Here is a 22,467-nt window from a genome sequence, read left to right as displayed (position 1 = left end):
CCGATGCTACCAGACATGATATTAGTCAAAAAGACATCTCCAAAAAAGTCTTTTAATTACTCAAATTATTCGTAACATTCTTTTTTGAAAATGGTATTACAAAATCCTAAAACAATTACAAATCAAAAATGATTGATATCATGTCCGGTTGAATAGTTACATTTTGGAGGAAGGAAGGCAGAAGGCAGAAGGTAGAAGGCAGAAGCTTTTCTGCCATTTTTACCTTTATTTTATACACAAACGATGCTACCGGACATGATATGACTTTTAACTTTTGACTGTCTTGAGTGCGTCTTACATTCTGAGGAAACCTCAGAATTACGCACTCGCTTTTAACTTCCGCGTAGCGGCACTAGACTCCGCTAAGGCAACAAAACCCCTAAATTTTCTCCAATTTTATAGCAGTCTAAAGAAACGTTAGGAAATATCAAAATATTAAGACTCAGACAACCGAAGATTTTTCCTTCTTCGTTCTTCCTTCTTCGTTCTTCCTTCTGCTATAAATTCAAAACTTTCCTCGACCAGAAAATACTACTATCAAAAATGTCACTAATTGTACTAAAACAATACTAGGACCAGAAGGTAAATTGAAACTACCAGAGACTATCATTCCTAACACCCCACTCATAGCACCAATTGTCGCAGAAACTCCTAAAAACGGTACAAATTGATGACAAATCAACTTAGCTGTTGCTGCTGGAATTACCAAAAAAGCATTCACCAATAAAATACCAACTGCTCTCATAGTCAGAGCGATCGCCAAGGATAAAATAATTATAAATATGTATTTATATTTTTCTACTGGTATCCCCTGAATTTGTGCCAAATCCGAATTTAAAGTTAATAATATTTGTTGTTGTAAAGTCAGCCCTAACCAAACCAATGTTACGATTAACAAAATAACTAAAAAAAGTAAATCTAGATTACTAATTGCTAAAATATCACCAAATAATATAGATAATAAATTTCCTCGATACCCAGGTATAAAATTAAATCCAATAGTACCCAATGCAACCGAACTAGCAATTACAATACTTAAAATTGTATCTCCACCTAAATTAGTCTTTTCAATTAAATAATTTATTCCTAATCCAAAGAATACCAAAAAAATAATCAAAGTGATCGTAAGTGGTAACTGTAATAAAGCAGCTAATACTACAGCTAAAAAAGCTGTATGACCCAAGGACTCTCCAAATAAAGATAATTGGCGTAAAATCACGAATCCACCAATAATTCCTCCTAAAATTCCTAATAGAATACCCCCTATAATTGCTCGCTGCATAAATGGTAGACTAAATAAATTAATCCATTCTGAAAAATCCATATTTGTTCAATATAAGTCAAGTAAATTTATTTATAGAGAAGCTAAGGTTAATAATTATAAATACACAATAAAATATATACAGCATATTCCAAATATATGAAGTACAGATATTAATAATTAAATGTGTGTAGTGCGGGCATCTTGCCCGCGATGAGAATTTTATTGCTTCGGTTCCCCATTCCCTATTACCTATTACCTATTACCGAATAATTCAATAATTAAATAATTCAATAATTTAGGTTTAAAGCCTCCCCTTTGAAGGGAAAAAAAATAAATTTTTTCCTTTTATTCAATCCTCTTCCTTTTAAGGAGAGGTAATTATCAATTATCAATTATTGAACTATTCCCTATTCCCTATTACGGAATAATTAAAGCTTAAAGCCTCTCCTTTAAAGGAGAAACAAGACAAAATTTTCCTTTGAGTTAATCCTCTTCTTTTCAAGGAGAGGTAATTATTAATTATTAATTATTAATTATTAATTATTCATTATTCATTATTTAACTATTCCCTATTTAACGCTGATGAACATATCTAGTTAAATTATCCCCATAAACTTCACTCAAGTTATTTTCATTCAAAGCAACACTAGGTTTACCCTTACAACATAAACGACGATTCATACAAATAACTTGGTCACAATAACGACTCACCATATCTAAATCATGGGAAACTTGTAGAATAGAAAAACCCTCTTCTTGATGTAAATTTGCCAGTAATTCAGTAAATTTAATTTCTCCAGTTGGGTCTATACCAGCCATGACTTCATCTAAGATTAATAATTGTCTATTTTGCACCAAACAGTATCCCAATAAAACCCGTTTTAACTCCCCACCACTTAAACTTCCTATTCGCTGTTTTGCCTGATTTTCTAACTTGACTTGTACCAAAGCTTTTTCTATTGCTATATGCTTTTCCCATGATTTCATCAAACCTTGTTGCGGGTAACCTAAACTGATTAATTCAGCGACAGTTAAAGGGAAACTCCGGTCAAAAGGTAATTTTTGGGGAATATAAGCAATTTTTTGCCAATGTTTTCCTAAATCTTTTATTTGTTTACCTAGAATTTCTATATAGCCTGATTCATAAGGAATTAAACCTAATATTGCCTGAATTAATGTACTTTTTCCTGCACCATTAGGACCAATAATTGCAGTATTACTACCAGGAAATATTTGAAATGACACAGATTCTACTGCTTGATATTTTCCTCTAATTACTGTTAAATTTTGTACTTCTACTACTGGCAGATTTTTGTCAATTTCTGCTAACTTCACTGGCAAACTTCCTCTAAAGTTTTTATATTATTTCTCATAGCAGTAAAATAATATTCTGGGTCTAACGAACCGCTGTTTATTGGGTCTAATTTTTTGACTGGTAATTTAATATCTTTAGCAATTTGTTGCATCCGATTATCATTAAATCCAACTTCAGCAAGTAAACCTTTAACTTGATATTCTTGGGCTGCTTTTATTACTCTTTGAACATCTCTAGGCGTGATATTATCTTCTGGCAATTCCACCACTGCCATTTGTTGTAAATTGTACCGTTGAGCTAAGTAAGGATAGGCATCGTGAAAAGCAATAAATTTACATCCTTGAAAAGGTGATAAACGAGTTTGAAATTCTTGGTGAAGCTCCTGTAATTTACGAATATAAATATCAGCATTAGCTCTATAAGTAGCTTCATTATTAGAGTCAGCTTGAATTAAACCATCCCGAATATTCTTAACTTGTTGTTGCGCTAAAACAGGATCTAACCAAACATGAGGGTTTCCTTCTTCATGGTGATGACCGTGGTGGTGGTCATGATCGTGGTCGTGGTGGTCGTGGTGGTCGTGGTGGTCGTGGTGGTCCTTATCTTCTTCTTCTAGGGGTTCTATATTTTGACTAGCATCAATTTCTTGAAGTTGAGAGTTAGCCGTAGCATCAACTAATTTCTCTAAAAATTCTTCCAACCCCAACCCATTTTTTACTAATACATCTGCCTCTGCAATACTCCGTGCATTCTCTGGCGTTGCCTGATAATCGTGGGGGTCTGCTCCCGCAGGAATTAAGAGTTCTACTTTTCCACTTTCTCCGGTAACTCCTTTGGTAAACATATAAATAGGCAAGAAAGTTGCTACTATTTTCGTTTCATTTTGATTCTGGGCCACACTACTAGCACTTCCGAGAGAAACAGCCGTGGCCAGTGCTGCTGTTCCTAATAATAAACAGTGAATTCGTCTAATTATCTTAAGCATTTAGTATACAGGTTATTTTTGGGAATGATTATCATTTTCAAATTTATCATACCACAATGGGTATTATCTAATCCGGTAGCATCGGTGTAATTAGAGTTTGCTGAAACCCACATTCCGCACCACAAAATGTAGCATAAAAATCTAAGTCAAAAGCGAGTGCTAATTGGCGAGGTTTCCTACGGCGCTTTTAAAGTGCGGAAATAGTTCCGCACATAGCACCTCCAGAATGTAAGACACACTCAAGACAGTCAAAAGTCAAAATTCAAAAGTCAAAAGTAAGAAATATCAGAAATAAAAGTAAAGTGGTCAATAGGAGTTAACAATTCAGTAAGTATTTATGCTTAATATTTAACTGAGAATTTAACTCTTGATCGAGGTAGATGAAGATAATTTACATAGTATAAATACCTAAGCAACCTAAGAATTTTATACTAATTTTTATGTTACAAATTGAAGTGCGGAATGTGGGCTGAAAAAATTGCTTGGTGGGAGTAGGACGCAGGGAGCCAGAGACGCAGGGACGCGGAGATGGTTTAACAAGCAATGGTTTCGGCCATTTTATGTGAAGAAATTTTCTTGAATTTCAGCAGAAAATTTCAGTAAATTGATGCCAATAAGAGCCAATAATATCAAATCCGGTAGCATCGGTGTAATTAGATGGGGAGATGGGGAGATGGGGAGATGGGGAGATGGGGAGTGAGAGAAATATTTGGTAATGCTTGAAGATAGAACATTTTTTACGTGCCGAATTAAACGGATTTGATATAACTTAGAGATATAGTCATTCCAGTTAAGATTGAGACAAGGGTTTCTTACCTTGAAAGAGTTTCAGCTGAAAAAGTGTTCCAGTCTTATTCAGAATGAGTATAAATTGAATATAAAAAGCTCCATTACCGTAAGCTATCCTTACTTTTTAGCTTTATGAGCACAAGCCCTAATTTAGATAAAGAGAGTAGGGTGATGGGGTGATGGGAGGACATTTGGTAATGGTTGAAGGGCGATCGCCTAATATTTATTTTGTTTGATACTTCCCTTTACCTTCTAAATAAAATCTAACTTTTGATTTTTGACTTTTGACTTTTGACTTACTTTTCCAAATCTGCAATAGCCATTTGTGCCCTAGCACTAACCGCTAAAGTTGTATCTGTCTCAACAATCTCCTCAAACCTGGTCAAAACATCCTCAAGCCATTTTGGAGCACTAACTTCTACAGCTTTGGCCAAGCCATGCAAACCGACTACAGCAGCATAACGCACTACCCATTCTGGGTCTTGAGAGACTTGCAGCAGGGTTTGAAAAACACGCTGTTGAGCATCGGAAACTTCTGTTTGTGATAACTTTTCCCAATCAATAAAACCTAAACCTCTAGCTGCACCTCGTCGTACACTAAAAGAAAAGTCATTTACTGCACTATCTAACAATAAATCTAACCCACGCGGATCGCCAATACCTGCCAATGCTCTAATTGCCCAAGCTCTAGCACCATAGTTATAACCATCAAGTTTTTCTAGTAGTGGAAGTACTGCCGTTTCTCGAAGTAAAACTAACCCATCAACTGCTGCTACTGCTGCGCCAGGATTGTTGTACCCTAAAACTGTAATTAATATCGGGATAGCATCTTCTATCTGAGCTGCTGCTAAATCTTTAACTGCATCAATTAAGCCTTGAGAAGAATCTGCTTCTTCAACTGCCCGGATGAGTTGATTATTTATTGTTGAGGGTTGATTATTCATTCTTAGGGAGTAGGAGAATTTTAATAATTAATAATTAATAATTAATAATTAATAATTACCTCTGCTTTAAAACGGATAAAATTGACTCAAAGGAAAATTTTTCTTTATTATATCATGTCCGGATAATTAGCTATAGAACTGCCTTCCGCTTACGCGACCAAAAAACTTTCTTCTTCTTTTCTTCTTTCTCCCCTCCTGTTTGCGGAGTATTCCGTAGGAAATTCTGAGCTATTGGTAGGGTGTGAAGCGCGCTAGCGTAACACACCAAGACCCTATATCTATTGTCATCCCGTGAACCTGATTTTATAAAAGTGAGTCCATTAGAGTCATTACCTCAATAGCCTCATCTGATAATAATAATTGAGATTCTACCTTTGACTTTTGACTCTCTTGGTGCGCATTCCCTTGCGTCTGACGCCGACGCGGGGTCGCACCGCTTTTAACTTTTGAATCTATTGTAATAGCCTCACCCAATCGTAATACTTGAGATTCTACTTTTGACTTTTGACTCTCTTGGTGCGCATTCCCTTGCGTCTGACGCCGACGCGGGGTCGCACCGCTTTTAACTTTTGAATTTTTTTATAAAAGTGAGTCCATTAGAGTCATTACCTCAATAGCCTCATCTGATAATAATAATTGAGATTCTACCTTTGACTTTTGACTCTCTTGGTGCGCATTCCCTTGCGTCTGACGCCGACGCGGGGTCGCACCGCTTTTAACTTTTGAATTTATTGTGAGATGATGTTCCAAAAGTCCTTTGAGAGCAATTAATTTCATACTATTTTCGGCTAAAGTTTCTGATATGGCCTTAGCTGCGGGTAAATAGCCGATCGCTCCTAAATCCATCAGTGCAGAGCGTCGTAATTGTAAATTATCACCATCTAATGCTTGAGTCAGATATTCTCCATAAACTGCTTCTCCGGTCAGTTGATATAGAGCGCGAGCAGCAGCATATTGTACTTTCTCTACAGGATGTTCGATAAAAGGTTTAATTAAAGGAATTGCCGATCGAGCTTGAAGTGTTCCTAAAGCTTCAATAATGTCTTCGTAGGGTTGAACAAGATGAGGCTTACCTGGAACTAATACTGCAGCTTCGACCCCTCCATCTAAAAGTTTGATTAATGCGGAAATACAGCTATGGTCTCCCAACATTTCTAATGCTTCTGCTGCTGCTTCTCGCACATAGTAGTCTGAACTTTCCAAGCATTTAATCAAAGCTGGTACAGCTTTTTTGTCTTCTAACTTGCCCAAAGCTCTAGCTGCGTTGCGTCTGAGAGGATACCCACCATCCTCTGTTCGGTCAGATTCATCTTCTAGTGCTGCAATTAAGCCTTCTACCGCAGCAGGTATATTTACTCGAAATCTTCCCAACCACCAAGCAGCATAATATCTTTTACCTAATTCTTCATGCCGTAGATTGGCGATCGCTTCTTCTACCGTTAGAGACTCGTCATTTTCTGATACTTGCTCTGATGGTAATTCTAAATATTGCTGCTGCTTCATAAAACCGATATAAAACGTCATATAGAAACATTTTACTGTTTCTTCCTGCTTTCCTACGGAATGCTACGCAAACCACCGGAACTGTCGGCAGCACTCCGTCCACAGGCATCCACGGTCAAGCCGACCGCATGTCTTGAGTGCGTCTTACATTCTGAAGTTTCCTCAGAATTACGCACTTGCTTTCTTGACATACTCCCGACGTTGCGCTTACGCGACATGACGATGACGAGACGAACGCGGGATTCTTCAGTTAGAGAAAACCTAACCGCAGTTTTGACAGAGGTGATGTCCTCCCCCTGTGTTGATAACAATCCTATTTTATTGACATACTCCCGACGTTGTGCTTGAGCGACAACGCGGGATTCTTCAACCCGCAAAGGAGTTGCAGTTTTGACAGAGGTGATGCCCTCCCCCTGTGTTCTTATATTATAACATAGTCGCTTTCCCATACGACGTTCCCGACGAGGAGAACGCGGGACTTCTCGCTATTTTTTGTTAAATTTATACTTGCATTCAAATCTCTATCCATTGACAACCCACACTCAGGGCAATCGTAATTCCTAATATTTAAGGGCATATCTTGGACGTGACCGCATTCTTTGATTAAGTCAATGCTCCATCTTTAAATATATAAGCTTTCCTTCTTTTTTCTTCCCAAGAAATACTGATAACTGATAACTGATAACTGAAATAACGATGCCTGGAAAGATAAACAGATACTAACTACAGGCCAGCACCTGTATACCTCTCCAGGCTACGTTGAATATTAGCTCAAAGCTATTAATTAAGTGAATATTAATTTCACTTTCATCAGTTAGTTACTATGACAACTACTAGCTAAGAGCATTAATAGCATAGTCAAGATAGTTGTTAGCTTCAGTTGCAGGATCGCCAGTGATACCGTGGTTAGCCTTGATATACTTCAGCGCTTCGATGTACCAGCTAGGAGATAACTCGAAGGTTTTGTTAATTTCATCAATTCCTGCAATGAGTATCTCATCCATAGGACCTGTACCACCTGCAATCAGACAGTATGTTACCATCCGGAGATAGTAACCAATGTCACGAGCACACTTTGCTTTTCCTACTGGAGTAGAAGCAAAGTTAGGTCCCTGGGTTGTAGTAGTATAAGGGAACTTGTTGTATACTGCTTGAGCAGCTCCATCAATCAAAGTTTGGGATTTCTCAGTTAGCTTTTTAGCAGCTTCTAAACTTGCTGGAGCATATTTAAAACGACCAAGTGCTGAGAATAATTCTGTGCTAGTCAGAAAGCGACCTTGAGAATCTGCCGCTGTTACTGCTTCAGTAAGAGGAGTTTTCATTGTTGAGATACTTTCCTAAATCTTGTGAGTACGAATTTTGCTACAAATTTAAAGTTTTTAGAGATGCCTAAATGCAGCATCTTTACAAAAAAAGATTTTTTACAGTCTTATTAACTAACTGCTGCTGCAGCGCGGTCGAAGTAGCCACCAATCTCAGACATTAGAGAGGAGCAATCTCCTGGAGTAATGCCATTAGGATCGTTAGCAATTGCAATAGCTGCATCTTTCATTTTTTGCACACCTACTGCTACAGAAGCACCAGGAGTTCCTAGAGCTAAGTAAGTTTCACGCAATCCATTGAGACAACGATCATCTAGTACACTTGCATCACCGGCAAAAGTAGCATAAGTTACATAACGTAGGATGATTTCCATGTCACGTAAACAAGCTGCCATACGACGACTTGTATAAGCATTTCCACCAGGAGCAATCAACTGAGGCTGATCCGCGAATAAAGAACGAGCTGCATTAGCAACGATAGTAGAAGCGTTACCTGTAATACGGTTAACTGCATCTATACGCTTGTTGCTCTCTGCAACCATTGCTGCCAGAGCGTCGATTTGGCCAGTAGAAACAAATTCACCCCTGGCATCTGCCTGGGAAACTACTTTTGTAAAAGCATCAAACATCGATTAATTCTCCTAATTTGATTTTTTTTAATTGCTTTTCGATGCTATGGGTATTTTTTTAGTTTTTTCAGGCTAGCTGCCCATGGCTGGAAAAGTAAAATTGGACTGTTTGAGAATCCTGAGAAAATCTTACACTGTTTATGAGAAGCTTTTCAACCTTATCAATCAATGTTTTTGTTGATTTTCTTTTATCTTTATAACCCTTCAGATATTCTTTATACTATGCTGTTGTATTTTTATTTATTACAAATTATTAACAAAATTCTTTACAGATGGAAAGTTAAACAGGATTCAAGGCTAACTGTCTTTCTAGATCAAATAGAAAGCCATGAATATATTCTTCTGTCCATTCAGGGCCATAAAATCTGGTAAACATTCCCCTAGCTGGATCTTTTTCGGCTCGATATCTGAGATAACGCAATTGTGCCTGCTTGATTTCTGCTAATTTCTCTATATCAGTAATAGGTTGTGCTTGCTTTACAAAAATTAAATAAGCTTGCAGGTAATCTTTGAAGGCTTCAAACACTTTTGTCTCGACTAATTCAGTTTTTTGAGGACGAGTCCACAGAAAAGCTGGAGAAAAGAAGGGGATTGCTTCTTCAGGAAAATCTCCTCCCCAAGGTAAATGCTGCTGATGTGTTTGGAAGGTATCCCATATTGGCTGAGTATACTTTTCTTGATACTTAGGGTCATCCCTAAATAAGGGCTGCATATCTAGAGCAATTAGATGTCCACCTGGTAGGGTAACTAGGTCTGCCCCAAAAAATGGCAAATCATAATTAAGGTGGGGAAATATTACAAAATTTAACACTTGCAGGGCAGCGCCACCTTGAACATGAGCTGCTCTAATTTGTCGGAGCTTGGGACTACAATAGGCATAACTGGTTGTGTCTACTTCTTGTTCCTTTTTGCCCTTGCCAGTTATAGCAACTTTATGCTCAAATCCAGAGGGTATAGGGTAAGGTTTTAGTTCTAGTTCTTGCTTGAGCTCATTTAGAGCATAGTCTAGAAAAGGTTGATATAAATTCACTATATTTTCAGTTGGTGTCACGATCAAAACGTAGGATAGTTAACTTCTGTAGTCTGGTCAAATAGAGCTTTTTCAAGTCCACGCTATATTCGACGCGAATTAGCCCTGGGTTGTTGACTGCCTTAGTATTTCAGCAATTTATCTACAAAAACTTAGCTCACACCGCTCAACTCAAACTTACTCAAACTTACTCAAAAATCTGAAAGCTTAGTTGAACGCAAGTGGTTCAACCACCACAGGGTTAAACGGCAAACCCTTTATGCCTTAGTCTAAGACATCAGGAATTACTTTTTTAATTATATTCAATGACGCATTTACATCTGCATTTAATAATTGATTTTCCCTGGTTTTATACAACCCTCTTGTTACTATTTTTCCACTAAATTTCGGTTTTTTAACTCCATATTTTGGTAAATTATCCCCATCTAAGCAGCTTGATTGAGATGTATAAGATTCTTCTGTAATTATTACTTTTATTCCTCTTAGTTGGGCTTTATATCTTAACATCTCTATTAACCTATAGTAAGGGATATTCACAAATTGTTGATTATTCTTTTTCCCTAACTTTAATTTCTTGTTTCCAATTCTGATTCTGCCCAATGATTAAAATTCCTATTTCATGGTTTACCGAATAATTAAGGTTTAAAACCTCTCTTTTAAAGGATAAACAGTGGTCTAGGGATGGCTCCGAAACCTGCGCCATATCCAATCGACCAAGAGAAGAAAAAATTTTCATTATTAGTCAATCCTCTTCTTTTCAAGGAGAGGTAATAATTAATTGTTGAGACACCAATCTATTACTTTTTTACTTGCTGTATGGAGATAGTTTTCTACTCTTAGGCAATTTCGTTTGTGAGTTAATTTTTTTACCGATGATAATTACTTTTATTGTGGTTTATTTGTAATTAAGATTGTAAATAAGAGCGTTGTTTATTATAACAAGGTGTTAATGGCTTTTAATGGTCTGCCTTTAATCAAAAGAGGTAATATTAATGTTTGATTTTTCGTTACAGCCATTAAATTATTTACTCCTAAATCCACTCCTACTATTTGTCTATTTTCTGTTGTTTTCTCCGATTTTTCATAGACTATTTTATTATATAACAGCTACTTTTTGGCATAATTCTTGCCTCTATTATTTCTGTCTGTGAAGTGGGGATTTTTATTTCACTCATCGACAGATGACAAATTCCTTTTTTTAAGTTTTTTTTAGAAATTGATTCATCTGGATAGGGCAGAATATTTCGGCTTTTTGTCTTATGTTTATATTTGGGAATTTTTGGTTTTCCTAAAAATTTATTTTGCTGTTTTTTCCACTCTCTTAAATATGAAAAATAACTACTCCAACTTTTATCTAATCTCCTAATAATTTGCTTACTTACCTTGGTAGGTAAAACTTGATAATCGTCACTGTTAGACACCTTTTGATTAAGTTCATTAAAATTTAATTTCTTTTGATAGGAAAAGAAATATTGACGATAGTAATAGTTACCTAAATTAAACAGATTTTTAGACAAAAAAGCATAGTGGTCAATTTCTGACCACAAATAATGTGATTTGCTGATCACATGACGTTTAACTAGCTTCATCCCTTAATTGTAGCTGATAACGACTCAATGGATAGACAACTGAGCAAACTTACCCATTTTAATTTGATAACTATAGTTATGAGTAAGTTTGATGAACTTTAGAGAAGTGCTTTCTGTATTTACCCCCACTGTATATCTTATAAGGGTGCAAGTGAGTATCAAATTTTAACTGAATAGTTAAAAAATTATTGGAATTATCGGGTTGCATTAGGAACAGCTAATGGTACAGCATCTTCAAACAAGAATTCGTAGAGAAATTTTTCTGACCACTCATGGCCAAAATAACTACTAAATAATCCTGACGCTGGGTCGCGGTCTGCACTATATTGATCGTAATCTTTTTGGGCTTTAATTATCTTTTGAATATCTTCTGTTCGATCAAGAATTTCTGCTTTATCTAACATTTCCCAATACAAGTTAATGTATTCTTCATAAGCTTTGAAAAATGTAGTTTTCACTGTCTCTGCATCTGTTTTAGCAAACAGTAAATACTTGGAAAAATATTGGTTGGCATCATAAAATTTCATTTCTAATTTTTGAGCCAAGTCATTATATTTTTCGCGCAGCGATCGCATTGGTTCTATATATTTTTCTAAATAAGATTCTTCTTGAAATAAAGGTTGAAAATCTAATACTATTAAGATTTTACTTTTACCAAAAGATAATAAGTCAATTCCTAAAAGTGGTATGTCATAGTAGTAACTGGGATAAATCACACTATTAAATACCTGAGCTGAAGCTCCTGCATCAATATAGGTATAACGTATTTTTCTTAGCTGAGGACACTCATAACACCAACTTTGGATAGTGGCTTGATTCTTCCCTCGATTACTAACGTTTGCTTCTAAACCAGCAGGAATTGGTCTACTGCTTAAGTCAAATCTACTGAATAGCTCTTTTTCTAAATGTTCTAAGAATGGCCTGTACATTGATACTTATGGTCACATATTAAATCATTTTACAGAATAATTGATGGCCATTACCTGAGTCTCATTTCTCATAAACAAAGCAATAATCCTTCATAAAACCAAAAGACCCAAAAAAAAAGTCAAAAGTTCAAATCGGTATGCAAGGGAAAAATTTACTCAATATTCAGTTTGTTTCTTTTTCCATCACTAACACAGCAGGTTTTTGTTTAATGTTCTTTTCTAAAAGTCTAACTTTTTCAACAAACTTAATAAACTGTGTATAGTCTGGAATTTTAGCATGAGGAATATAATTAGCATTTCCAATAATACTTGGTGGTGCTTTCTTCATTACATCAATAATTTGTTGCTCTAAATTACAGTTTATTTGGGATTCTAATAAAACCAAACTTGGGGGAATTAATCTGCTTTTGTGAATAATTTTAAAATCATTTTGGCTAAATTAATTTCTATATTTTTGAAATTATTCTTCATATCAAGTACCACCTGCTATCTAATTTTGAGATGAGCATTCTAAAATTGTTTTCGGTGTCGGAGCAAAGCGCACTTCTGTAAAAGTCAAGCCATAAATATCCTATAAAGGAATATAATATCTTGTAGCAGAGCCTGGTTGTCCTAAAGTAATAACTTGATTTGCCAGGTCTTTAATATCTTTGATTTTACTATCATATCTAACTACTATCGGGACTTTAGCAAATTTCAAGCCCAAACAAACCCCAAACTCTCTTTATGAGCGGTAAATACGTCGATGTTTTCATCTAACCACTCAACAAAACCATAAGATATTGCTGTACGATCGGGCTTCTAAAGTATCAGTAAAGCTATTTAATGGTTTGTTAGCCCAACGCCTTCTTATACCTCCAGTTAACTGATGCCAGATAATAAATGTATAAGCACGATCAGACTAAAATAAAATCCCTTTTAAGGCTGATTTTATCTCTGACTTGATCTTCTCTTAGTCCTAACCATCATCAGCGCTTCTAATCACGAAAACTTCCATCCAATTTCTTTGAGAATAAGTAGAATATATCTACTCAGGAGTTACATATTTGTCTTCTCTATTAGTTATATAATAGTTAATATCAGTGGCATCAGAAAAACTTTTAGCATTCATCACGATAGCTATAGTTTTTTGACCTGACATCCTAGATATTTGTACTTCTAATGTAGCTACCCAAACTTCGTGATTCATTTTTTGTGCTTAGTTGAACTAAGTTGAAAGCTTTTTGAGGGATACTTTCTGCCAGCTTGTATAATCTAATTTCCTCTTTAATGTCATCCTGTTTTTTGATGATTACTTTTTCCTACGGAATGCTACGCAAACGGTTTTTAGCTAATCCTCCTATATCAGTTACACTTCTTTTCTCTAGTTGATTTAAGAATGATGTATTGTTACAGAATAATTAATAATTAATAATTAATAATTAAATAATTCGCGCCTTGAAGCCTCCCCTTGGATAGGGGAAAAAAGCGGTCGAGGGATGACGAGGTCCCCTCGCCATATCCAATCGACCAAGACAGCGGTCGATCTTCGCAGCATTCCGTAGGATGGGATGGCGCAATTCGGAGCGGCTCTGATAAGAGCGGGTCTCGGAGCTGTGCTACCATCGACCAAGAAAAGAAATAATATCTCCTGATATTCAATTCCGTAGCGGTTAAAACCCGAGGTAATTATCAATTATCCATGATCCATTATCAATTAATGAACATACCCCCCATCAATTAACACAATTTCTGGTTAGTGTCCTCTGGACAAACATTGATCTACTAGAGACATTGCTAAGTCTGGTTTCTTGACAAATTCTGAGTCTTTTTTTCCTTTGAGAAAAGAATCAGCTTTCTGATACAAAGCTATATCTAAAGGCAGACTTTTAACTCCATCATCAAGATGAGTTGTAACCACGACTACACCATTATCTGTTTTTCCTATTTCTCCTATATATTGTCGCCCTACTCCTGCAGTTAAATTACCACTTCTTGCTCCGTCTTTACGCCCTCGGAAACCTCAGCGCAGGCGGTGCGCTTTTTTTGTGGCCTGAATCCTCTATAATTAAAGCAAATGAACGAGAAGGTTTTGTTTGGCGACATTCCCACATCACTGGAAGACGACGTTCATTCACAGCATCTACAGACCAATTTGCTCGAACTAGAAAATGCCGTAATTTCTGGTATGACAGACCTACAGTGTTGTTGGCAATTTGAGACAAGTTTTTTCGATCGCTTTGTCAAGAGTAATCCTCCTATATATTCTCTAAACCCTGTTTTTTGGGCTTTTGTTTTAAATACATTGTTAAAGCGATTTGCTTACGCAACGCTACCGCGAACGCACCATCGATGGAAACAAGGAGGTATGGCCACTGAAGTTGTTTCTTTCATCAAACTTTCCCCAGGCCAGTAATTAATGTAAAATACATATCGGGTATAATATATACCCTTTTTTTTACTATTTTTTCACTAAAGTCCCGCTATTAAAGAGGATAGATTAGCAAATCCTTGCATGGGACAAATGGGAGTATATTGTGATTTATTCATAGCGATCGCTGCTAAACCAGTTGGAGCAATTGTTTTTTTAAATTGGTATTAGCAATATTCTTAGTTAACTCTTGGTTACATCAATATGTAGTTTTACCTTGCAATGAAAGGAAAATTAAATTCACCACTCTCATCTTGAGGTAGCTGATTGGGAGGCAAACCTGTTAAGGCCTGCAAATAAACTATCCCTACTCCATAGACATCACTACTATAACGAGGCTTAAAAGCTTGTTGTTCGTTGGGCATATATCCAGGATATCCAACGGCAACCGTAAAGCTAGTTTCTTCCCCTGTAACTTTTGTCCCTTGCTGAGTTACTTCTTTAACAGCCCCAAAATCAATTAGAAGCATTTTATTGTATTTTTTACGCTTGATTAGGTTCGCAGGTTTAATATCTCTGTGAATAACTTTTTGCTGATGAACAAAGGCCAATATTTCTTGATACTTAAAGCTTTATCTACATTAATACTATACTATTCATTTTTACAATAACTATTGAGAATATTCATAAATATTTCAGAGATATTAAAAATTTAATTCTCAAAAATAAAACTGATTTAGTAATTATTTTTAACCAAGTTCTGATGGTACTTGTTGCCAAAGTAAACGATATAGTTGTATGGGTTTTTCCTTTCCTTTAACCATAACTGGTGGAATTTTTTCTAAGGGAAAATTATGTTCTGTAAGTTTTTCTTTAGTAGTTTGACTAATCATAATTTCGTCAGATTTTGCTTCACTACATATTCGGCTAGTAACATTAGTAGTATCGCCAATAGTTGCGTATTGAATTAATTTTTCTGAACCAATATTTCCAGCTGCTACTTTACCAGAATTAATTCCTATATGAATAGCAATTGGTTCTTGATGACGTTTTTCTCTCTGCTTATTTAAACTACGAACAGCCCACTGCATATCAATTGCTGCTTTTATCGCTTTTTCTACATCATTAGCAGTTTGATAAGGAGCACCCCAAATAGCAAATAAAGCATCTCCAATATATTTTTCTAGAGTTCCTTCATACCTAAAAACAATATCTTCTACCATAATTTTAAAATATTCATTCAGCATAGATATTATTTGGCGTGGCTCCATTGTTGAAGACATTTTTGTAAAGCCACTAATATCAGAAAATAAAGCAGTTACTTCTGTATCAATTATTTCTAATTTTTCTGTTTCTTTAAGTTTTCTAGCTACAGTTATGGGAAAGAAGCGCTCTAATTTATTTCGGATAATTGCTTCTACTTGTATCTTATTATAAAGTTGAGTATTCTCTATAGCGATCGCTGCTTGATTAGCTAAACCTGTCAGAAATTCGACATCTTCATCAGAATAAACATTTGATAATGATAAATTATCGGCATATAATACTCCGATAATTTTATCTCTAGGTTTGAGGGGTATACAAACTGCTCCATGAATTGATTGAGAAACAATTGATTCTGGATTATCGAAGCGCTGATCGAGACAAGCATTTGTGGTCAAAAAAGTTGTACCTTTTTCGAGAGCAAAATTAGTAATATTTTTGCTATAAAATCGACCTTTAGTCGTAATGCCTTCTTTTCCTTTTACTGCTTTTTGTTCAAGTTCTCCAGTTGTTTCATTCACTAAAAGAATGACGGCTCGGTCTACTTTGATGATCTGAAATAGAAGTTCAAGAATTTTTTCTAGCAATATTTCTAGTTCAGTGGGAGAAGAAAGCTGTTTGCTTACTTCCAACAAAATTTTTAATTTGTTTACTCCTTGGAGATTACTATCTTTTTCCTTCAGTTTAAGCACTGATAATGAATCATCTTGTTGCTGGTCTAATAATTCGTTTAACTCAGTGGGAATAAACTCTTGTGAGTATTGCTTAACAATATTTGTTGGACCTATATCTTGTGCTTGACTAGAATTAGTAACAAATTTAAAAATTGCATTTCCACAATGAATTAAATCTCCTTCTTTGAGTATGCAACTATCAATTTTAATTCCATTAACAAAAGTACCATTACTACTATTTTGATCGACAATATTAACGCTATCTTGAGAAATTACAACTTGTGCATGATGACGGGAAACACTTGTTTCGTGAGTAATAGCAATAATATTATCTCTTTCTCTACCAATAGTAATTTCACCTGTGGGTAATTCATATACTTTTTCATTGCCAGTATCTGGAGCATAGATGAAATAAGGCATTTACTGTACCTCCTAAAAAGTATGATTAATTAAATATATAGCAGTCCTCGACATAGTTATGCAGAAAATATCTGGGAATTAGGGAATAGTTTAACTGGGGTAAGAGTTTCAGACTTTTTATTGATATTAAGTAAGTTTTACAAATCTTGTATATATAAAGACTCTAAATAGTCTTTGAAAAAATATTAATTTGAGAAAGTAAGTCTAAAACTTAGTCGAAATTTCCTCTATATACCTTGATTTTTTATAACCTATTGAGGATGTCTATAGTAAATATATAGATAAATAAGTAATATCATGTCCGCACTTTATCATTTGTGTAAACCCAAGGGTAAATATCTACAGGAAATTTAAGTTTTTTTCAGGCTTTTAAGCCTTATTCCTTCTTTCTTCTTCCTTACAATGATGTTACTGGACTTGATATAAGTCAAATTAAATCGAAAATATTTGCGAGAAGGAATATGGAATAGAGCAAAAAGATTAAACAATTTTTTTTGACCTCATCTTAATTTCGATTTGAGCAGAAAATTGGAATTAGGAACATAGAGAAAATACAGCGTACTTCCGTAAAATATGAAGCTCTATAATACCAATTTGATCAACGTTTTTTACAAAAATTATAAGTAATAAATAAGGAATAAGCAAGAAGGAAGAAGGGATAAATATTGAAAATAAAGGGAAAACAATAGAGATAAGCATCTAAAATTAACTGGATAAGCTATTGTTAAGCATATCTGATCGAGATGCACTTTTTAAGCATTCTTTTTTCAAACTGGTATAATTGGTAAAAATACACAACATATTTTCAATACCATCGCTAAAACTTGATGCAGTTTTACCAAAATTAATTTGCCACTCAATATTATTTAATTAAAATATATAGTAGTTTAACTTAAAAATGAAACGTTTTTTCCTCTGAAACTCCCTCATAGCAAGAAAGCTTTGTCTCAATCTAAAGTTAAATGACTATATATCTGAAAATTTTTCAGATATGCAGTTCAAAAGATTTAGATTTTATATTACAAACCCCTATTCTATTCTCTGTCCTCTATTCCCTAGTCTCATAAATAATATTAAATTAGTATCCTTTTATCGGTGTAGGGTAGATGGGGAGATAGGGAGATAGGGAGATAGGGAGATAGAGAGATAGGGAGAGTATTTAATACCAATCCCTAAAAATAATGTGATAGTTATTGAACACTTCAGTTATTAAGTAATAAGTCAGGTTCAGTGATTTTTTTAGAATTATTTATATGAAGTAAAGATATCTTATTCGTTATTTACCAAAAAATGAGGGTATGTGCCTCCCCTTTTAAGGGGATGAAAAAAATATTTAGTTCAGTATTTCAAGCCTCCGACTTCAGTCGGAGGTTCACTGATAACTGATAACTGATAACTGATAACTGAAATGACCTACTCCCTACTTCCAAGAAGATGTAGCAAAATACATTAACTAGCTGTCAGTTATCAGCTACTAGCAGTCAGCGCGAATAGTCCACATAAAAAAGACGTCTAAAAGCTTGGTTTGAAATCCCCGACTTCTAGCTTGTCGTTTAATTTTAGGAGGGGTTGAAATCCCCTTCTTAAAAGCTGAATGCTAAACGCTCTCTCGCTGTTTGCGGAGCATTCCGGACCGAAACGCTTTTTAAATTTGGTATAATTACATCCTATAAAGTATTAGACATCTAGTAAAAATCAAAAATAAAATCAATTCTTATCCATAAATTATCAATTATTTCTCCCTGTTGCCTGTTGCCTCTCTTGGTGCGCTACCAGGTGTGTCTGACACCGACGCGGGGTCGCACCGCTGCTGCCTGTTGCCTCTTTTCTGGAGATGTTTATTTTTGATAACCAGATTTAGTATAATTTACGGAAATCCGATGAATATTAAAATCCTATTGAAAAAAACCAGTATTTTAGCTTCTAACAAATACTGGTTTTTTTAATTTTATAATAGTTTATTGTAAGCATTCAGCTGGCAGCAATCAGCCATCAGCTATTGCTTTTCGTTTTACCGAAAAATTGTGGGTATGCGCCTCCCCTTGGATAGGGGATAATAAGCGGTCGTTTGCGCAGCATGACCTAGGATGGGATGGCGAGGTCTCGGAGCTGTCCGACCATCGACTCCTGTAAAGAAAAATTTTCATGAATTTGTCAATCCTCTTCAATTCATGGAGAGGTAATTATTCATTATTCATTATTCATTATTAATTGTTGAAATAAAAGCTTTATTTAAAATCCATTCCTTACAGTGCTTTTGCTGATTGATGAACCACATTGTCATCACCAAAACCCTGTAGGGGATTTATGGCCATTCCCCCCTACTATGTTCTACCGAAATGAAAACCTCTGTAAGAGCAGAGTCTAATTGAGCGAGAATTAAATTATTACCGAAAAATTGTGGGTATGCGCCTCCCCTTGGATAGGGGATAATAAGCGGTCGTTTGCGCAGCATGACCTAGGATGGGATGGCGAGGTATCGGAGCTGTCCGACCATCGACTCCTGTGAAGAAAATTTTTCATGAATTTGTCAATCCTCTTCAATTCATGGAGAGGTAATTATTCATTATTCATTATTCATTATTAATTGTTGAAAAAAGCGGGGTCTTATTGCTGATAGCTGACAGCTAATAGCTGAATGCTTACAGTTTATTGTCAAATTGAGTAAGTATAGCAGTCGAAGCAAAGGTTAGGACAGATCAAAAGCTTAAAACTCAGACAACGCAAGATTTTTCCTTCCTCCTTCTGCTATATGACTAAACTTATTTCAGAAATGAACCTACTACACCATTCATATCACTATCTAAAGGATCGCCCAAAGCAGTAAATTTCCACACTGTGTTATCTCGATAAATAGCTCCCATTAACATTGATATTTTGCCCTGATAAGTACCATTACCAGATAATGTATATTTTGCTATTTCAATTCCTTTATGATCAACAGCTCTAACAAAAGCATTTTCTACCATCCCAAATTGTTGCTTCCTTTCTTTAGCTTGATAAATGCTTACCGCTAGGATGATTTTTTGGTATTTTTCAGGAATAGAATTAAGTTTCAAAATTATTTGTTCGTCATCTCCATCTCCTTCTCCAGTCAGATTATCTCCTGAATGAATTACTGTCTTATCTTTAGATTCTAAATGACCATAATAAATTACATCTTCTTTATAGTTTTTGAGTTGATCATTTTCTTCTAATAAAATGGCATAACCATCAAGGTCAAAATCCGATCTATTACCGAATAAACCAGCTAAACCACTTGCAGATTTAGCAACATCCCATCCTAGACCCATTGTCAGTCGTGATAGATCGTATTCACTTTTATTAAGTACAATTTTTTGTCCTTTTTCGAGTTTAATAGTCATGTATTTAGTACCCTTTATAAAGTATTAAAATTTTTCAATTTAGTTAATCTGGTTTTTCGGTTATAGCAATGAACCGTCAAAAGTCAGCTTTCTAGTGTTTATTTTGCTATCTGGATTTGAGGATTTATTGTATCTCAAACACTATAATATAGTTAAATTAAATTGTTTAAGCTGCTACACAAAAACTACAATTATTGTTTGGATTATTCAATTCTAGATAGACTTCTTTATCATTACTGATTTTCAAGAACATTCTTCCGCGTACTGACTTAAAATCTTCAGCAGCTTCATATATGAAACAAAAAAAATAATCTAGTGGTGCATAGTAATGGTAGAGGGGGTAGGGGGAGACTTCTAGTGGAAAAAACTCTGAGTAGGAAAGAAACCGAAATCCATCCTCTCTTTTGGTCGATTGGATATGGCGAGGAGACCCGAAGATTGACAGAGCCGCTTTCCTAGCGGAATGCTATCGCAAACGCTAACGTAATCCCACCCTACGGGAAGCTCCGAAGATCGACCGCTTTCTTTTAATTGGAGCTGAGGTAATAACAGCTGACATCATTAGGTAATTTGTCCCAAGTTCAATCAATACCATAGATTTCTCCTATCCAACCACTTTGATTATTTGTAATAGCTTCCCAATTCAAATTAACATGAACTATAACAGGGTTAATACTGTCATATTTGCCTAAGTTTATATTATGAAATTCTCCAGTTTTTTCTAGTTTAATAACCACTATTTTTTATTTTTCACCTAACAACAAAATATTTATAACTACCTAAATATGTAAAGATATTAGTTGCTAAATCCCTTTAATTATCAGAAGGTAGACGAGAAAAATTATTACTTGTTTACCACTACCAATATTTAAACTTTAATTTTCCAAGTTTTGGGTTTTACCTATAGCAAAACCAAAATTGAAAGTACTATTTATAGTTATTAGTAAACATATTTCTCTACAAAAGTTTGTAAACCTGCGTTATATCCTGTTCCCACAGCTTGAAATCTCCATTCATCATTTTTTTTATAGAGACGACCAAATTCTATTGCAGTTTCTCTCGAAAAGTCTTCTTCTAATTCATACTTAGTTATTTCTTCTTGAGTCTCCAAATTGTAAACTCTAATAAACGAATTTTTAACTTGCCCAAAGTTTTGTCTTCTTTTTTCTGCATCATGGATAGTCACAACAAAAAGTAGTTCTTGAATACTAAAATTAACATTAGTTAAATCTACTTCTATTGTTTCATCATCTCCTTCTCCTTCGCCAGTTCTATTATCTCCCCAATGCTTTACTGCACTATCTGGTGATTTTAAATTATTGTAGAAAATAAAGTATTCATCTTCAGGGATTTTACCATTATCTCCTAACATAAATACAGAAGCATCTAAGTCAAATTCTACACCTGTATCAGTAGGATTAACATCCCAACCTAAACCAATACCTACTTTTGCTAGACCTGGTGCATCTTTAGAAAGATTAATTCTGTGACCTTTGCTAAGTTTAACAGACATTTATTGCCCTCTTTTATGACTAAACAGTTTCAAAAATTTTTTAAGGTGATAATTGATATTTTTCAGTATCGGAATAATTTATGGATGTACAGTTGAGAAAATAACATGAAAATTAGGAAGGCAAAATAAATCAATTTAAATCCTTGAGCAAGACACCTTTTTTATGTTAGTTTGTGTCTTATAGCCGTTAGGATTATCAAATAGTAAAATAGTAAAAAGATATTCTGACCTTGATTCATAAATTAATTTAGTTGCTCTAAACTCTGTGACAGAAGCTTAAGATATATCATTTATTTATTCTCACTGCTGACTCCTAGTATCTGTCTTTAATTTGATGATTTTTTGAGTTAACTTAGAGAAATATTTATTGATTTGCCTCTCAATTTTTTGAGCATATTTTACCGACTTCTATTGGAGCGGAATATTTTTTGACTCATTACAGATTGGATATTTGAGATTACATCAAAATTACTCTCTTATCCAAAATACTAATTCAACATTTACTGTTACTGAATAATTCAGTTTTAAAGCCTCTCCTTATCAAGGAGAAAAAAAGAAAAAATCTTTTTAATCAATCCTTTTC

General features: G+C 34.9%; 22 protein-coding genes. 1 reads left to right on the top strand and 21 read right to left on the bottom strand.

Annotated elements, in window-relative coordinates:
- Window positions 1-505 precede the first annotated feature (505 nt).
- From F6K23_RS25460 to F6K23_RS42935, 16 genes are all read right to left on the bottom strand, one after another.
- Window positions 506-1,324: a metal ABC transporter permease gene (locus F6K23_RS25460; RefSeq protein WP_293161005.1), complete on the bottom strand. Its 819-nt coding sequence runs from the start codon at window positions 1,322-1,324 to the stop codon at window positions 506-508.
- 513 nt (window positions 1,325-1,837) lie between these two features.
- A complete protein-coding gene (locus F6K23_RS25455; protein ID WP_293161003.1) occupies window positions 1,838-2,599 on the bottom strand; it encodes a metal ABC transporter ATP-binding protein in 762 nt (253 codons plus the stop codon).
- On the bottom strand, window positions 2,596-3,564 hold the full coding sequence (locus F6K23_RS25450; protein ID WP_293161001.1) for a metal ABC transporter solute-binding protein, Zn/Mn family: 969 nt from the start codon (window positions 3,562-3,564) through the stop codon (window positions 2,596-2,598). Before F6K23_RS25450 ends, F6K23_RS25455 begins: the two co-directional genes overlap by 4 nt.
- Before the next feature lie 1,085 nt (window positions 3,565-4,649).
- Window positions 4,650-5,297 (bottom strand): HEAT repeat domain-containing protein, encoded by a 648-nt coding sequence (locus tag F6K23_RS25445; RefSeq protein WP_293160999.1) that lies wholly within the window; start codon window positions 5,295-5,297, stop codon window positions 4,650-4,652.
- Window positions 5,298-5,876: 579 nt separating this feature from the next.
- A complete protein-coding gene (locus F6K23_RS25440; protein WP_293161052.1) occupies window positions 5,877-6,800 on the bottom strand; it encodes a HEAT repeat domain-containing protein in 924 nt (307 codons plus the stop codon).
- A gap of 421 nt (window positions 6,801-7,221) precedes the next feature.
- Window positions 7,222-7,404, bottom strand: coding sequence for a zinc ribbon domain-containing protein (locus F6K23_RS25435; RefSeq protein ID WP_375340785.1), 183 nt, complete (start codon window positions 7,402-7,404; stop codon window positions 7,222-7,224).
- Window positions 7,405-7,633: 229 nt separating this feature from the next.
- Window positions 7,634-8,122 carry a phycocyanin subunit alpha gene (cpcA, locus tag F6K23_RS25430; protein WP_293160997.1) on the bottom strand — a complete coding sequence of 163 codons (489 nt, stop codon included), beginning with the start codon at window positions 8,120-8,122 and terminating at the stop codon, window positions 7,634-7,636.
- A 110-nt stretch (window positions 8,123-8,232) separates the two neighbouring features.
- Complete coding sequence (locus F6K23_RS25425) at window positions 8,233-8,751, bottom strand: phycocyanin subunit beta (RefSeq protein ID WP_293160995.1); 519 nt, start codon at window positions 8,749-8,751, stop codon at window positions 8,233-8,235.
- 280 nt (window positions 8,752-9,031) lie between these two features.
- On the bottom strand, window positions 9,032-9,781 hold the full coding sequence (locus tag F6K23_RS25420) for a phycoerythrobilin:ferredoxin oxidoreductase (RefSeq protein ID WP_293160993.1): 750 nt from the start codon (window positions 9,779-9,781) through the stop codon (window positions 9,032-9,034).
- Between the two features lie 264 nt (window positions 9,782-10,045).
- Window positions 10,046-10,318 (bottom strand): zinc ribbon domain-containing protein, encoded by a 273-nt coding sequence (locus F6K23_RS25415; protein ID WP_375340784.1) that lies wholly within the window; start codon window positions 10,316-10,318, stop codon window positions 10,046-10,048.
- 551 nt (window positions 10,319-10,869) lie between these two features.
- Window positions 10,870-11,370 carry a hypothetical protein gene (locus F6K23_RS25410; RefSeq protein ID WP_293160989.1) on the bottom strand — a complete coding sequence of 167 codons (501 nt, stop codon included), beginning with the start codon at window positions 11,368-11,370 and terminating at the stop codon, window positions 10,870-10,872.
- A gap of 194 nt (window positions 11,371-11,564) precedes the next feature.
- On the bottom strand, window positions 11,565-12,299 hold the full coding sequence (locus F6K23_RS25405; RefSeq protein WP_293160987.1) for a 15,16-dihydrobiliverdin:ferredoxin oxidoreductase: 735 nt from the start codon (window positions 12,297-12,299) through the stop codon (window positions 11,565-11,567).
- Window positions 12,300-12,462: 163 nt separating this feature from the next.
- Window positions 12,463-12,684: a hypothetical protein gene (locus F6K23_RS25400; RefSeq protein ID WP_293160985.1), complete on the bottom strand. Its 222-nt coding sequence runs from the start codon at window positions 12,682-12,684 to the stop codon at window positions 12,463-12,465.
- A gap of 186 nt (window positions 12,685-12,870) precedes the next feature.
- Window positions 12,871-12,999: a hypothetical protein gene (locus F6K23_RS25395; RefSeq protein ID WP_293160983.1), complete on the bottom strand. Its 129-nt coding sequence runs from the start codon at window positions 12,997-12,999 to the stop codon at window positions 12,871-12,873.
- A gap of 327 nt (window positions 13,000-13,326) precedes the next feature.
- Window positions 13,327-13,488 carry a hypothetical protein gene (locus tag F6K23_RS25390; protein ID WP_293160981.1) on the bottom strand — a complete coding sequence of 54 codons (162 nt, stop codon included), beginning with the start codon at window positions 13,486-13,488 and terminating at the stop codon, window positions 13,327-13,329.
- Window positions 13,489-14,034: 546 nt separating this feature from the next.
- Window positions 14,035-14,226 (bottom strand): hypothetical protein, encoded by a 192-nt coding sequence (locus F6K23_RS42935; protein ID WP_375340783.1) that lies wholly within the window; start codon window positions 14,224-14,226, stop codon window positions 14,035-14,037.
- 129 nt (window positions 14,227-14,355) lie between these two features.
- Here F6K23_RS42935 and F6K23_RS42930 point away from each other — a divergent pair, with 129 nt between their 5' ends.
- Complete coding sequence (locus F6K23_RS42930) at window positions 14,356-14,694, top strand: hypothetical protein (protein ID WP_375340782.1); 339 nt, start codon at window positions 14,356-14,358, stop codon at window positions 14,692-14,694.
- A 227-nt stretch (window positions 14,695-14,921) separates the two neighbouring features.
- On the opposite strand, the gene F6K23_RS25380 is transcribed toward F6K23_RS42930, so the two are convergent.
- The 5 genes from F6K23_RS25380 to F6K23_RS25360 form a co-directional block, all read right to left on the bottom strand.
- On the bottom strand, window positions 14,922-15,260 hold the full coding sequence (locus F6K23_RS25380) for a protein kinase (RefSeq protein ID WP_293160979.1): 339 nt from the start codon (window positions 15,258-15,260) through the stop codon (window positions 14,922-14,924).
- A 138-nt stretch (window positions 15,261-15,398) separates the two neighbouring features.
- On the bottom strand, window positions 15,399-17,006 hold the full coding sequence (locus F6K23_RS25375; RefSeq protein WP_293160977.1) for an adenylate/guanylate cyclase domain-containing protein: 1,608 nt from the start codon (window positions 17,004-17,006) through the stop codon (window positions 15,399-15,401).
- A gap of 2,762 nt (window positions 17,007-19,768) precedes the next feature.
- Window positions 19,769-20,371 carry a TerD family protein gene (locus F6K23_RS25370; protein WP_287325419.1) on the bottom strand — a complete coding sequence of 201 codons (603 nt, stop codon included), beginning with the start codon at window positions 20,369-20,371 and terminating at the stop codon, window positions 19,769-19,771.
- A 581-nt stretch (window positions 20,372-20,952) separates the two neighbouring features.
- Window positions 20,953-21,108 carry a hypothetical protein gene (locus F6K23_RS25365; protein WP_293160975.1) on the bottom strand — a complete coding sequence of 52 codons (156 nt, stop codon included), beginning with the start codon at window positions 21,106-21,108 and terminating at the stop codon, window positions 20,953-20,955.
- A gap of 203 nt (window positions 21,109-21,311) precedes the next feature.
- On the bottom strand, window positions 21,312-21,884 hold the full coding sequence (locus F6K23_RS25360) for a TerD family protein (protein WP_124154805.1): 573 nt from the start codon (window positions 21,882-21,884) through the stop codon (window positions 21,312-21,314).
- Window positions 21,885-22,467: the final 583 nt, after the last annotated feature.

Source organism: Okeania sp. SIO2C9 (assembly GCF_010672455.1).
Lineage (GTDB): Bacteria > Cyanobacteriota > Cyanobacteriia > Cyanobacteriales > Microcoleaceae > Okeania.
This window is presented reverse-complemented; position numbering and strand designations above follow the sequence as displayed.

Excerpts from the sequence above, each read along its gene's own strand:
- F6K23_RS25460 (WP_293161005.1), bottom strand. The coding sequence starts at position 1,324 with ATGGATTTTTCAGAATGGATTAATTTATTTAGTCTACCATTTATGCAG.
- F6K23_RS25450 (WP_293161001.1), bottom strand. The coding sequence starts at position 3,564 with ATGCTTAAGATAATTAGACGAATTCACTGTTTATTATTAGGAACAGCA.
- F6K23_RS25445 (WP_293160999.1), bottom strand. The coding sequence starts at position 5,297 with ATGAATAATCAACCCTCAACAATAAATAATCAACTCATCCGGGCAGTT.
- F6K23_RS25440 (WP_293161052.1), bottom strand. The coding sequence starts at position 6,800 with ATGAAGCAGCAGCAATATTTAGAATTACCATCAGAGCAAGTATCAGAA.
- cpcA (WP_293160997.1), bottom strand. The coding sequence starts at position 8,122 with ATGAAAACTCCTCTTACTGAAGCAGTAACAGCGGCAGATTCTCAAGGT.
- F6K23_RS25425 (WP_293160995.1), bottom strand. The coding sequence starts at position 8,751 with ATGTTTGATGCTTTTACAAAAGTAGTTTCCCAGGCAGATGCCAGGGGT.
- F6K23_RS25410 (WP_293160989.1), bottom strand. The coding sequence starts at position 11,370 with ATGAAGCTAGTTAAACGTCATGTGATCAGCAAATCACATTATTTGTGG.
- F6K23_RS25405 (WP_293160987.1), bottom strand. The coding sequence starts at position 12,299 with ATGTACAGGCCATTCTTAGAACATTTAGAAAAAGAGCTATTCAGTAGA.
- F6K23_RS25390 (WP_293160981.1), bottom strand. The coding sequence starts at position 13,488 with ATGAATCACGAAGTTTGGGTAGCTACATTAGAAGTACAAATATCTAGG.
- F6K23_RS42930 (WP_375340782.1), top strand. The coding sequence starts at position 14,356 with ATGAACGAGAAGGTTTTGTTTGGCGACATTCCCACATCACTGGAAGAC.
- F6K23_RS25375 (WP_293160977.1), bottom strand. The coding sequence starts at position 17,006 with ATGCCTTATTTCATCTATGCTCCAGATACTGGCAATGAAAAAGTATAT.
- F6K23_RS25370 (WP_287325419.1), bottom strand. The coding sequence starts at position 20,371 with ATGACTATTAAACTCGAAAAAGGACAAAAAATTGTACTTAATAAAAGT.
- F6K23_RS25360 (WP_124154805.1), bottom strand. The coding sequence starts at position 21,884 with ATGTCTGTTAAACTTAGCAAAGGTCACAGAATTAATCTTTCTAAAGAT.